The organism is Maribacter spongiae (genome assembly GCF_047345125.1).
Lineage (GTDB): Bacteria > Bacteroidota > Bacteroidia > Flavobacteriales > Flavobacteriaceae > Maribacter.
The window spans coordinates 25,150-39,485 of record NZ_JBLFEQ010000015.1 but is presented as its reverse complement, the minus strand read 5'-3'; the positions used below and the strand labels follow the sequence as shown (position 1 = coordinate 39,485).

General features: G+C 43.5%; 8 protein-coding genes. 2 read left to right on the top strand and 6 right to left on the bottom strand.

Annotated elements, in window-relative coordinates; translation table 11 throughout:
- Positions 1-3: 3 nt before the first annotated feature.
- Together ACKWB9_RS15055 and ACKWB9_RS15050 are read left to right on the top strand one after the other, a co-directional pair.
- Positions 4-1,104, top strand: a complete 1,101-nt coding sequence (locus tag ACKWB9_RS15055) for a GTP-binding protein (protein WP_414003843.1) — start codon at positions 4-6, stop codon at positions 1,102-1,104.
- Positions 1,105-1,118: 14 nt separating this feature from the next.
- Entirely contained in the window at positions 1,119-2,666 is a 1,548-nt protein-coding gene (locus tag ACKWB9_RS15050) for a ThuA domain-containing protein (protein ID WP_414003842.1), read from the top strand.
- Positions 2,667-2,806: 140 nt separating this feature from the next.
- On the opposite strand, the gene ACKWB9_RS15045 is transcribed toward ACKWB9_RS15050, so the two are convergent.
- The 6 genes from ACKWB9_RS15045 to ACKWB9_RS15020 form a co-directional block, all read right to left on the bottom strand.
- Positions 2,807-4,459, bottom strand: coding sequence for a sodium/sugar symporter (locus tag ACKWB9_RS15045; protein ID WP_414003841.1), 1,653 nt, complete (start codon positions 4,457-4,459; stop codon positions 2,807-2,809).
- Between the two features lie 286 nt (positions 4,460-4,745).
- On the bottom strand, positions 4,746-6,074 hold the full coding sequence (locus ACKWB9_RS15040) for a DUF4998 domain-containing protein (protein ID WP_414003840.1): 1,329 nt from the start codon (positions 6,072-6,074) through the stop codon (positions 4,746-4,748).
- A gap of 14 nt (positions 6,075-6,088) precedes the next feature.
- Positions 6,089-7,336 carry a DUF4959 domain-containing protein gene (locus tag ACKWB9_RS15035; protein WP_414003839.1) on the bottom strand — a complete coding sequence of 416 codons (1,248 nt, stop codon included), beginning with the start codon at positions 7,334-7,336 and terminating at the stop codon, positions 6,089-6,091.
- A gap of 29 nt (positions 7,337-7,365) precedes the next feature.
- Positions 7,366-9,321, bottom strand: coding sequence for a RagB/SusD family nutrient uptake outer membrane protein (locus ACKWB9_RS15030; RefSeq protein ID WP_414003838.1), 1,956 nt, complete (start codon positions 9,319-9,321; stop codon positions 7,366-7,368).
- Positions 9,322-9,333: 12 nt separating this feature from the next.
- Positions 9,334-12,882 carry a SusC/RagA family TonB-linked outer membrane protein gene (locus tag ACKWB9_RS15025; RefSeq protein WP_414003837.1) on the bottom strand — a complete coding sequence of 1,183 codons (3,549 nt, stop codon included), beginning with the start codon at positions 12,880-12,882 and terminating at the stop codon, positions 9,334-9,336.
- 71 nt (positions 12,883-12,953) lie between these two features.
- Positions 12,954-14,174, bottom strand: a complete 1,221-nt coding sequence (locus tag ACKWB9_RS15020; RefSeq protein ID WP_414003836.1) for a FecR family protein — start codon at positions 14,172-14,174, stop codon at positions 12,954-12,956.
- Positions 14,175-14,336 lie beyond the last annotated feature (162 nt).

The following is a 14,336-nucleotide window of genomic DNA, read 5'->3' as shown; positions in this document are numbered from 1 at the left end:
TATATGCAAAAAACCAAGCTAATATTCGTCGGTGGCTTTTTAGGGGCCGGTAAGACCACCTTATTGGGAGCAACCGCAAAGTTGTTGCAATCCCGGGGGGAAAAGGTGGGGCTCATTACCAATGACCAGGCCAAAGGGTTAGTGGATACCCATATTCTCTCTACCGATGATACCGAAGTACAGGAAATTGCAGGAAGTTGTTTTTGCTGCAATTTCGATGGACTTATGGAAGCGGCCCTTTATTTGAGGGATACCGCCCAATGCGATAGTATTGTCGCAGAGCCCGTGGGCAGTTGTACCGACCTGTCCGCTACATTAATGCAACCCATCAAATCCTACCACAAGCAATATTTTGAATTGGTGCCTTTGTCCGTTTTGGTCGACCCGTTTCGCTTAAAAGAATATCTAAATACAGATGGCAAAACGGACGAGGGTTCCGGATATATTTATCTCAAACAACTCCAAGAAGCCGACCATTTGGTCATCAACAAGACCGACTTGATGGACGATGCACTTCAAATCGAAATAAAGGAACTATTGCAAAAAAGGTTCCCCGATTACCCTGTTCATTATCTGTCCGCTTTTAAAGAAGAGGGCATTAACGAATGGATAACAGCCTTGAACGAAGACCCTAAGGTCGGGATTCGTTTGGCCGAAGTTGATTATGACCTGTATGCAGAAGGGGAAGCCCTCATGGGGTGGTACAATGCCACGTTTATGGTGTCCCATTCCAAAAGGTTGTTGATTCCCTGGGCCGAGTTCAACCTAAAATTCCTGCAATTGCTCCAACAGGTATTTCAACATGAAAAAATCGCCATAGGCCATCTAAAGACCTTCCTTAAAGGTGGTCCATCGCACCTCAATGCCAACCTGACCGGTACCGACCGGGAAATAAGCGTTCAGGGAACACCCTTTAGCGAGGCATCGGCCCGATTGGTAGTGAACATCAGGGCAGAAGCCCCTCCCAGGTTGTTAAAGGAAATCGTGGACGATATTGTGGATGCCTATGCCGACCACCATATTTTATTTGATACCATTGAACTGAAACACCTGAGCCCGGGAAGACCCACGCCTACCTATCGTTATGCAGAAGTAGAAAAATAAACACATAAGAATCGATGAAGTACTTAAAAATAGTATTAATAATTGCCATCATCCTGCCGAAAATGGTTCTTGCCCAATCCATACGGGTACTCAACTTTCAGGCTGATAATGGATTTGAACACGACTCCAAAGACGAAGCCCTTGCCATGATAGAGAACTTGGGTAGGCAAAACAAATGGTATGTAGTATCGACCGCAGATACCGCCATGCTAAGACCAAAAACCCTAGAGGCATTCGATGTTGTGGTCTTTAACAACAACTGTGGAACCGATGGGCGCATATTTTCAGAGCAACAACAACGAGCCCTACAGCACTACATCCGCAACGGAGGTGGCTTTGTGGGGATTCACTGTGCAGGGGCCATCTGGCAAGAAGGGGATGGCTTTCAGCAATGGTATGAGGGTCTTATAGGTACCCGTCTTGTAGACCATCCCAAAGTGCAAAAAGCCCGATTGGTCGTCGAGGACCAATCCCATATAAGTACCCAACATCTGGAAGAGGAATGGTATGTAACCGATGAATACCATAGGTTTTCCCATAACCCACGTAAAAATGTCAATGTACTGATTTCATTGGATGAAACCTCTTATGAAGGAGAACGAAAAATGGGAGGAGACCATCCCTTTACCTGGTACCAACACTATGATGGAGGACGTTCGTTTTTTACATCTCTGGGGCATACGGAGGAAATCTATGCCAATGCCCATTTTCAGAAACTGGTTGAAGGAGGGATTCGTTGGGCAGCCAATGGCGTTTTAGTCAAAATGCCTGCCATTGATGGCCTTCTTTTGGATTTGAACGCCGATTATGATGTGGAAATAGAAGAAGGTAACAAGGTACACACTTGGCGCAATCAGGTCGATAATGCCATCAAAGATTTTGTTAAACGAGACGAAGGCAGGGAAGTGGCCGGCTCTGGGAGACCGAGACTCAAGCTTAATATTCCTAAACTCAATGGACATAATGCCATCGTTTTTCACAGACAGGAATTGCTCAATGACCATGAAGATGCCTTTGACCATTTGATTAATGGCAGCGGACATACCTGGTTTTCTGTGATGAGCGTATATCAGCAAGTGCCCGATTTGCCCGGTGTGAATTCCTTTTTTGGCAATCTTCGGAATAGCAATGTAGAGAAAAAAGGCCATTACGAAGGGTTTTGGGGCGGATTTACCGATGACAACCGTCCTTGGTTAGGAGTACGGAACGCCCTGGGACCGGGAAGATGGAATACGCATAATCCTTTGGTGGATGCTCCCGAACCCCTTGAGGAAGGGAAATATTATCTGGTCATGGGCCGGATGGAACCGGGTACCGGTGAAGTTACCATGGAACTTTTTGTAAATAATGATACTCCCGTGGCAAAAGGGAACATTATGGTCAACCCCCAATCCAATGCCTCTAAAATGAGCATAGGTCAGGAAAGGGATGCCATCAACCATCCGGGCAAGGAATCATTTGATGGGGAAATTGCACGCTTCCTTATTTTTGAAAGACCACTTTCCGATGACGAAATGCAACAGGTAATCCGCTATTTAAAAACATCCTATAATTTAGAATAAAGAAAAATGCAACCCAAAAACAATTCAAATAGAATCGGAAAAACCCATCTGTAAAAAAGTTCTTTTTATAAAATTACGATTCTCCCAGGATACGATTTCCTAAAATAACAAATCAAAAGCAATCTATAAATCCCACACCGTTATTTCCAAAAGAGGGCATACAAAGCGACCAATATAATCATTACCGCAAAAGCACCGATGTTAAATATAGGGCTTGTCTTAAATAAATCTTTGCTCAATACAATACCCTTTTCATCTTCTTTGCCCTTATTCTGGATCAAACTGAACACAATAATGACCAACATGGTCAGTAATGTTGTGTAACCCATTTGATCTAAAAAGGGAACATCGACAAAAAATCCGTTGGAAGACCATCCCTTTGGAGCAATTTTAAAATACATGGCAATAGGAATAGATGTTAAGGCTCCAATAATAGCAGCCTTATTCGTAGACTTCTTCCAGAACAATCCCAGTAAAAATATAGCCAAAATTCCCGGACTTACGATTCCTGTATATTCCTGGATAAATTGGAATGCCTGATCGATCCCACCCAATAAAGGGGCCATTATACAGGCAATTATGAGGGCGATCGCAGCAGAGGTCCTTCCTACATTCACCGTTTTTTTATCGCTTGCGTTTTTATTGATATATTGTTTATAGATATCCATGGTGAAAATCGTGGACGTAGAGTTCAGCATTGATGCAAGTGATGATATTATGGCAGCCGCCAAGGCAGCGAAGGCCACTCCTTTAAGTCCCGTGGGCAAAAATTGCAATAGCCATGGATAAGCCCTGTCTGCTTGTTCAGTAGAGGGTAGGTTCTGAAGCCCGGCATCTCCAAAACTTGCTAAAATTTCAGGGTCATTGACCATAACATAGGCCGCAATCCCCGGAACAACTACAATTACAGGAATTATTAATTTTAGAACGGCTGCCAACAAAATACCTTTCTGGGATTCCCTTAACGATTTGGCCGCCAGTGTTCTTTGGATAATGTATTGATTGAATCCCCAATAATATAAATTGGCGACCCACAGGCCACCCACCAATACCCCTAAGCCGGGCAAGTTCTTGTATTCTGGATTGGATTTATCTAAAATCATCGCAAATTTTTCCGGAACCGCTTCATACACCGTAGTCAATCCTGCTATAATCCCCTGATCTCCAGATACGGCATTCAAGGCCAAATACGTTGTGACCAGACCTCCCAAGACCAGAAAAACAACCTGGATTACATCTGTCCACGCTACGGCCGAGAGCCCTCCATACAATGAATAGGCAGCTGCGAACAACGCCAATCCAACAACACCATATATCATTGGGATTCCCATAATGGTCTCCAAAGCCAGGGAGCCTAAATAAAGTACGGATGCTAAATTAACGAACACATAAAGGGCTATCCAGAAAACGGCCAAAATGGTCTTAAGATTAGTGGAATATCTTTTTTCTACAAATTCAGGAATTGTATACAGTCCTTTTTCAATAAAAATGGGAAGAAAATATTTTCCAACGATGATCAATGTAAGTGCGGCCATCCATTCATACGAAGCAATGGCAAGTCCCACGGCGAAACCGGAACCCGACATTCCTATAAATTGCTCTGCAGATATATTGGCAGCGATCAATGAAGCACCTATTGCCCACCATGGCAGGGATTTACTTGCCAAAAAATAATCTTCCGCATTTTTTTGATGCCCTTCCTTATCCCTGGACACCCATAGGCCTACACCTAAAATCAATACACCGTATGCGGCAAAAATAAAATAGTCCCAAAATTCAAAGCTTGTACTCATAATATTTTGATTTTCTTAAAGCGTAAAGCTGCCAAATTAAAATATTTAGATTAATTAACATGGAATTATTGTTTTTTTTACATTTATTTTTTTATCCGAGCACATAATTTCCATAAAAAGAGAAAAGCCAAATCATTATAAATAATGTGTATGGTTTCAATCAAATTTGAGCATAACCCCATAAAATCAAGCCTTTCTATCCATAACAAAAGACCGTCTAAAAAATACTTAGACGGTCTTTTCATTAATTAAAAACTATACTATTAAAATATTGACTACTTCTTTATTATTGTGGCCTAAATCCATGGAGTGTAATCTCATTCCAAGCCGTAGCACCATTGGCAATAGGATCGTGGGCCCTTATGGTAACCCACCTGAAATAACGGTATTTTCCACTGTCCACGATTACCTCGGACCAGTCCCTTCTATTGGTCGAATTATCATTTACGATCAAGGTCCATCCTTTTTCAGTGGATTCCTCTTGCCAATCGGCTAAATTTTGCGCCAACTGGGCAGCCACGGCGTCCGGATCGGCCTTTTCCTCGTCGGTAAGCATACTTAAATCTTGCAGGTCAATAGTGGTCTCGGCATCCGTTAGATCGTCAATGGCCCATATTTGATACTGCCCTGGGGTAATCCTATCGAAAGGTAGAAAACCAACACCATCCAGTTTCGTTACTTGGGTTACAGCACCTATATCGAATGTAAAATGGTACGGGGGAAACGAAAAGCCTTCTGGTGGGTTATCCGCAGGATTTCCTTCAACGATCAATCTTGAATTTCGATCGCCGTCCCAAAGCTTGTCAACAGTGTTACCGGGACTACCTGCCACCAGTGGGAGATCGTTGGGTAGGTCCACCTTGCTCCAAAGGCTTTTATCCAACACCACTATGGGCGTCGGGAAAAACCCTTCTAAAACCGGACTGGTAAAGGTGTCCAAAGCATCGGGTTCCGGCAAAAATTGAGAAACCAACGTGTAAGGTTTGGTTATGTCATAATTCTCTAGATTGGTTTCTTTATCCAACTTATCAAAAGTGATTTGTTGCTCAATACCATCCAGGTCGGTATACCTCATTACGGTTTCCAATACCGTGGGCAAGGTACTCCATCTAATGGCAAGCGAATCGCCAGTAGCAATTTCAAAGGCTTCGATAGTTTCGGGCCTTCTGGCGACAAGGTTGCTTTCGTATCCCGGGCCATAAACTTCTCTTCCGAATTGCACGGCGGATGACTGTCTACCCGCACCGTCGATCATAATGAACCGGAATCTCCTAAAGCCTTCGTCAACATCGGGCACGGCCACCAAGAGGGTATCTAAACCATCTTTGTTACGCTGTATGTCATATTCATGGACTTTCTCTTCCCCACTGTTATCTACCCAGGTCACCTGACCTTTTGTAATCCGTGGATCGGCCGATATGGCCACTTTGAATTCCACCCTGCGGTTTCCGGCCACACTACCTGTTATTCCGTTGATCTTGCCCACAACAGACACATCCTCGACGTTCAAAAACCGGTCAAACGTATCTATACTCTCATCACTACACGAAACAGCGATCAACCCGACCAAGAGAAGTAAGGCCGCAAACGATCTATATACATATTTAGGTATCATATCTTTCTTTTAAATTATTCTACAATGGTTCCATAAACCTCTATTTCCGTAGCCAACGAGGTTAAAATAGCAAGATAATTCCTTTTTAAGGCTATCCTGATGTACCGCGCTTGTACAGGAGGCAACAATACTTCTAAGCCTTCTTCGTGAATTCTGGGGTTATCAACGGCCGGAACATGATCATCGGGTTCCAGAAACTCGTGATCCTCCACCACTTTGGTCCAACCTTCCAGGGTACCCTCGGCATTGGGCTCCTCATTGGTAACCCAAATATCGATCAACCTCCAGGTAACCGAGCTATATCCATGCCAGGGGCGCAGGTTATGGTAAACGAACCTACTCAATATGGCCGATTCTCCCATATCAAAGGTCATTAAGTGTGCGGTTACATTGCCCGGGTTGAAGGGATTGGTGTATTCGGGCAGTGGGTTGGGATCAAAACCTACCGTATTGGCCACTTGATCCAGTGTCCAACCAAAAGTTCCCAAATTATCATCGAACATATTACTCAGTGGATGGGTCCCACCACCCCTAAGGGGTGCATCGTGGGGCAGGGGAAAGTGTGAGAATCCTTCCTTAGGTATCAACACCTCCTCAATGGGGGTTACCGTATTCTGAACCACCTGTTCGTTATTCCAACGATCGGTTACCCTTACCTCAAAATCACGTGGCTCGGGATCAAAACCCCTAAAAAATATGGGATCCAGTGGTACTTCGTCGATCAACACATTGGAGCCGAGCAACAACGGTTCATTGTTTTCGTCAAAGGTATAGGTGGTAAAGGTGAGTCGCGCTTCGGTAGGATTTGATATTTTGAGGCGAATCCCTCCAAAATCGGGCAATATCTCCAAGTTCTGGGCCACTCCCGTCACCGGGGGTTCCAAGGGCATAAAACTGACTTGGACAGGGCTGGACTCATTTCCACCTTGATCTACTACTGTAAGCGATGCGGTCACTTCCTTCTCGGTATCAATAAAACCCAATATATCGATCTCATTGACATAAAGAGAGGCGTTCAACGAAGTAGTTTCCCCGCTAGGGAGAACATAATCCGCCCTTACGAACAATACATCATCCTGGGCAGGTAATTTGTATGAAACCCGTGCTCCTCCTGCTATTGGGGTTATCTGAACATCCGATACGGCATCTGGGGCAACCCCATCCGATGTTAATGATCCTTTTGCCTCTTCTTCACAAGAAAACAGCAACACTAAAGCACAAACCATGAGCATACTTAATGCTCTTGATAGAATTTTCTTCATAGTTATGGTGTTTTAATTTATCCTTTTAATTACCACTTTGGGTTTTGCACCAAATTGGGATTGTTCAAAATATTGTTCAAGCCTATAGGCCATAGGTAATCGCGTTCGGAGAAGGTTTGTGGGAACAAATTTTGTACCGTATAAAAACCTTCATCGGTTCCAGAGGTAATATTCCATCCCCTGATAAATTTACCATTCATGAATTCCTCGGCCCTTTTCCAACGCCTTAAATCCCAAAAACGATGTCCTTCGAATACCAGCTCGATCATACGCTCCTGGTGGATGATATCACGCATACCATCTTTTTCCAAAGGTTTGGAAGGATTGGAGGAATGGGATGCCCATGAACTGACCACTCCATCAAGACCGGCTCTTTGCCTTACTCTATCAACCAAATCATATATCTCACCATCCGGAGCTGCTTTAGACTCGTTTAGGGCTTCCGCCGTTAGCAAATATAAGTCTGCCAAACGCATGAGGGGCCAAGGGTAGCTAGTGGCCTGGAACCTAGGACTTCCCTCACTGGAGATGCCCCGGCTTTCAAAATGCACCAGTTTTTTGGCTAAATAGCCGGTAGCGGAATAGTTTATGCTACTCAACTGTATACCTCCGGTTTGCCCTCCTTTTAGTTCGCTTACGAAATTTAAGCCCTCATCGTCACTGAAAATACTGTGACCGTACCATATACTGTTATCGAAACCCAATGATGCATAAAAACGGGGCTCCCTGTTAAAATGCAGTTTAGCGGTTTGGGAACCGAATCTGATTACGCGTGCAGATTCCAATCCGGAAGTTTGCAAGCTAAAACGATCGGCATAATCGTAATTTACGTCCTCATCGATCGGTACTCCGTTTTCGGAATAGAACATTTCGGCAATACGCAAGGTTGGGGATTTGTATGATTGAATCGCGCCAAAAGCAAAGGCTGTGATATTACCGGTTAAATCTTCCATTTTGGCCATGGCCGAGCTTTGCTCAAAAGAACCGAAGTTACGCCCTGTGGCCGGCCAAATCATTTCAAAATTATCAAAGGGTTCTGTAAGTGCCCCTCTTATGGACAATTCCTGTACGGTAAAGTCAGAAATGTTTTTCTGATTAACTATACTAGTAGGGTATACATACAAAAGGTTATTATCGGCTTCGGCCATTGCAACAGCTTCTTTACATGCTTCGGCAGCCCGATCCCACTTGGCAGCGTCGAAAGTAGAATTGATAAACTCCCTGCCCTGACTGTCCACAAAACCAGCATAATCGATATTACCATTGAATAGCGGACTGGCAGCGGTTACTAAAATCTTGGCCTTTATGGCAGCGGCAATGGGTTTTGTAATCCTGCCCCTTTCTTCTTCAAGGCCCGAATTGGACTCTCTTAGCTCTGGTAAGGCCTCATCGATCAAATCTACGATGTATTCCACCATATCGTCCACGGGTTCCCGCTCAATGGCAATTTGATCGGAATCCACCCCTACCGGAAGGTTTTCCCGAATGATGGGCATAGGGCCGTACATCCTGAACAGTAAAAAGTGATAATAGGCTTTAAGGGTTTTGACCTCGGCGGCCCAACGCCTTTTTTCAGCCTCAGTGACATCGAAGGTTTTGTTGATATTGTCGATGAACAGATTGCAATCCCTAAGGCCAACAAACAGACTAAAAGGGCCATCTATAAGGCTTAATCGGGTATTGCTTACGGACTGTTGACCGAGCGCAATGTCAATACCGGGAAATGTTCCGGAAAGATCTTGTAATACGCCAGGGTTCAACCATAGTTCATCACCTCCAAAAACAGCTGGATTAGCACCGGAAGATGCTACAAATGGTAAATAGCTATAGGCCGTGGCCAGAAAGTTTCGGGCCGTTGACCGGTTCTCGAAACCGATTTCCACGGTAGGCACATTATCTGGCACGATATCCAAGAAGTCGCTACAGGACAATGTCGGTAGTGATGCTATAACGGATAACGCAATAATTTTGAATGTTTTTTTCATTTCAATCTTTTTTTAAAAATTTAATTGCAAACCTAGGTTAATGACTCGCTGTAAAGGATATCCAAAGCCGTTCCCCCCGTTTTCCTGATCGGGATCGTTACTACCCACCTCGGGATCCCATAATTTAAAGCGGGACAATAAGAACAAATTAGTACCGGTGGCATATAAGCGTACAGTACCCATACCTAGTTTTTCAGAAAGCTCCCTAAAGGTATAACCCACCTCTACCTGTTTTAGGCGTAAAAAGGAAGCATCGCGCAACCACCAACTACTACGTTGTACGTTGTTGGGCTCGACTCTATTCGACAACCTAGGGTACAGGGCATAGGGGTTTCTGTTGTCCAAGGACCAGTGGTCATCGGCATAAGCCTTTAAAATAGTAGATTCGGTGGACAAGGTGTTACCTCCTCCCAAAAAGCTGAAGGAACTGGTAAAATCCTCAACTCTGGTAACAAAGGGGGCGGTTTGGACCGGATCTATAAAGAGGGATACCTTGGCATTACCCTGGAAAAAGGCGGAAATATCGAAGTTTTTGTATCCGGCCGATAGCCCGAAACCATATGTAATCTGAGGCACTATCGGGTTCCCCAACGGTACTTGGTCCAAGTTGGTTATTTCACCATCGCCATCTACATCCCTGTACTTGATATCCCCTGGCAAAGGTTCTGCATTAATTCCGAAATTCTGAATGGGCGAACTGGCAATATCTGCCTCATCGATGAACAACCGCTCGGCTATATAACCGAAGCGTTGTCCGATCACGGCTCCGATGGCGGATCTGTGAGGTGCCCCGACCTGGGCAAAATCAGGCTCTTCCACAAAACGTATATTGGCCTTGGAGTAGGTGAAATTGGCCCTACCGGTTACCCAAAGATCGTTGCTAAAGGATTTGTTCAACTCAACCGAGGCGTCGACCCCTCGTGAAAAGGCAGTACCCACATTGGCTCGGTTCGCCGCCTGAAGACCCAGACTGGTAGGGGTCACACGGGTCTGTAAGATATCTTCCCGGACTTCAGAAAAATAATCGGCCCTGATTTGTACGGCATCATTGAACAGGTTGAGTTCCATACCCGCATTGAATTTTTTACCTACTTCCCAGGTAATCAACTCGTTGCCATAGCGGCTAATGGATACTCCTGGAATAGTGCCTCCTCCAAAAACATAGCCCCTGCTTGGGTCATTGAGGTTTACCCTGGAACGGTAAAAAAAGCGGTCGTCCCTATTACCAATGGCATCATTACCCACCAGACCATAAGAAGCTCTGAACTTTAAGCGGGAGATAAAGTCTGGGGCTTTTTCGAAAAAGGGCTCATCGGACACCAACCAACCGGCACCTACTGAGGGGAAGAAGCCGAAACGTTCCCTGCTGGCAAAACGCTCCGATCCATTATACCCAAAGTTAAACTCCACAAAATACCTGCTGTCATAATCATAGGTAAACCTACCGGAAAATCCTAGGTTCCTGCTGGGCAAGGCAGATTCGACATCATCTGCATTACCGTCGTTCAGTTCACGGGCAATACCTACCAACAAGCCACTGATGGTATGCTTTTCGTTAAAAGTGCGATCGTAATTGAAGGCCAATTCTCCATACAATACGTTGTTCACGGTAGTTTCCGATTGATCTCGATCAAACCTCAAGGCCCTACTACCATCGGAATTCAGGTCAGAAAGAATATAGGTATTGTTTAACCGATCGAAATTGAACAATTCGGCATTATAAAAGAAGGGGGTGGATATTCGTACTAAACGATAAAAAGAGGTACGGTTGTTGTTCCCAAGAAAACGTGCCTTAAGGCCTGGTGTTATGGAGCTCAAGTCCTGTTTCAGTTCAAATTGAATCAGATTGAGGGACCGGCTAGTTTCCGAGGTCCCGCTCACCAATTCGGCATAAGGGTTTAAAAACAGATCGCCAGTGGTAGTTCGTTGGTTACCGAACAATATATTGGGCGAATTAACACTAGCCTCATCCGGATCGTAAACTGCGGGGAAACGCACTGGACTAGTACGCAGTGTTCTACCGAACACATTGGTACCGGAAATGGAAGGCCCCCTAAACTCGTCCAAAGTGCCGTGCAAACGTACAATGGCCTTGGTGGTTTCTGACAGGTTTATGGTAATGTTGGACCGCAAGAGGTAGCGTTTCAAATTAATGTTATTGTCCACATTATTGCGGGAGTCCTCCCTAAGTATCCCATTGTCTTTATTAAAGGAGGCTGCGATATAATACTGGGCCACCTCGCCCCCACCGGTAACGTTCATGTTCATTCTTTGGTTGACGGCGGTTTTTTTAATGAGTTCGTTCTGCCAGTCGGTTACCGGAAAAACATTAGAATTAATGCCCCTTTGGGTACTCAATATCTGCTCCTCACTGAACGGTACCCTTCTATTGGGCGTCCTAGTGATAACAGCTTCATTGGCCAAACGCATATAAGTAATGGGATCGGTCAATTCCGGCACCTGAGTATTTTGGCTAAAAGAATTTTCTATACGCAAGGATACCCTGGCCTTACCGGTAACCCCTTGTTTTGTGGTCACATAGATAATCCCGTTGGCTCCACGGGCCCCATACACTGCGGTAGCCGTAGCATCTTTAAGTACCGCAAAACTCTCAATATCGTCTGGATTCAATCTTGCCAAATCATCTGCGGTCAACTCTACCCCATCAATTAAAATCAAGGGTACTGCCTGGGATGCAAAGGTGGTTACTCCCCGTATAAAAAATTGTGCGTTATCAGCTCCGGGCTCTCCACTTCTTTGGTAACCAATTACCCCAGAAATCCTTCCTGCCAAGGCGGAGGTCAAATTACTGGAAGGTATCTTAAGCTCAGCAGGTTTTATAGAACTCATTGCCCCAACCACACTTTCCTTTTTCTGCGTACCAAAACCGACAACGACCACTTCGTCCAACGACTCTGAATCCTCCTGAAGAGTTACATTGATTATCTCAGAATCACCCACGGTAACTTCCGTTACTTTAAATCCAATATAGGAGAATTGTAGAACGTCCCCTTTCTCGGCGTTAATGGTATAGTTACCATCAAAATCCGTTTGTGTTCCCTGGTCGGTCCCTACCTTTATTACATTGGCTCCAGGCAAGGGAGCACCATCATCGGCTGCGGTCACGGTTCCCTTAATTTCCATCTCTTGTACATCGACAACAGGAGTGGTTGTTTTTTTTCGGGATCTCCTAGTACTTTTCCGCATAATTACCTGACGCCCTTTTATAACGTATTTCAGGTTTTCTTTATCAACGACTTCATTAAGTATTTTGACTATTTTAACATTGTTCATCACAACATCGCCCACTACCTTGTTCAATTCGGGCAATACCTCGTCATTATAAATAAAAAGAAAATCGCTTTGTCGTTCTATTTCCTCAATAATCTGGATTAAAGAAGCCTGCTTTAAATCCAATTTTAGTTTGGTGTTCTGTGCATAGGAACTTGTAAAAGAATAACATGCAAAAACTAACAAAATAAGGCTAAGACACTTCATAATAGCCAATAATTTAGTCACTATGGTCGAATAAACGACCATATAATGTTTGGTTTTTCTCATAAATGTTAGATTGGTTAATTAAATTTATTATCCGTAAGACACTCCTGACGGTTTTTTTTGGTTATGTTTTGCTATTTGATGACACGATATTTTTTTTCATTTATTTTTTGAAATTCGACATTATTGTTGGTGGCCATGGCCAGATTTCGCAGCGTTTCCTCCAATTCATCATTTAAATCCAGTTTTCCACTAATATATACCTGCATGGAAGGTGATGAATCAAAATCTATTTCTATGTTATAATAGCGCTCCAGCTTTTTGGTGACATTCATGAACAATTTACTTTCAAAGCGAAGCAATCCAAGTGTCCAAAGTGTATAATCATCCGTATTCACTGTTTCCAGTTTTACGCCTTCTCCTTCTTCGTTCCATGAGGCCAATTGACCAGGTTCCATTTTTGTAACACTTTTATTAAACACACTTTTTGTTTCAGAAACATGGACCTCTCCCTCTGTTAATACGGTCATGATATCACGATCCGTAGGATAAGCCGATACATTAAATTTTGTGCCGACCGCTTTTATCGATAAGTTTTCTTCCCTGGTTTTTACCACAAAAGGGTTTTCCTTATTAGAAGCTACTTCAAAAAAGGCCTCCCCGGTCAAATACACTATCCGTTCACCATTTTTATCAAGATCAAATTTTTCGGGAAATAGCAATACACTACCTGCGTTTACATATACCACCGTACCGTCAGACAATGTAATATTGCTTATTTTACCATAAGGAACCACTAACCTGTTTAAAAGCTCTGTTTTCGGCTTTTTAACCTCGTCGTTATTTAATGTATCTTTCTCATTAATAATGACCTCTCCCGAACGGGTATATTGAATAGCTGATTTTTGAGCATTCACGACAACCTGTTCTCCCGTGCTCAAGACCAACTGGGTTTCGGAAACTTCCCCTAAGGGAACTTCTACCAGACCTTCAAAAACTTTATGTTCGTTTTGTCCTATTTGAGATACATAATAAAATGCACCCAGACCTAAAGCAACAATGAAAATCGCTGCATATTTGAGTGGTTTTCTCCACAGACCAATAACTTTAGGTTTATGCGATTCATCCACTTTATCAAGCAAAGTCCCTAAAATGTATTGCTTCTCTTCAACCGTCAACTTTTTATCCTGTGTCCTCAAGGTCAGGATAACATCCCTTAAGGACATAATGATATTTCTTTCCTTAGGATGTTTTTTTAAGTAGGTGTTCCAATGGGAAATGTCTTTCTCGGCAGCTGTGCCCAACACCCATTTTATAAAAGTCTCATCTTCTAGATACTTTGAATATATTTTCACTTGATACAATTGCGCATTTATATCTTAGTAGGGAATAAAAAATTAATGTTGTGGACACTTTTTTTTAACTTTTTTTTAAAAAAACGCATCAAAACCTCTCAAAAACAATATAAAGCACTGATTAGTAGACTTTTATTTTTTTTAATGGGCCGGTTTAAATTT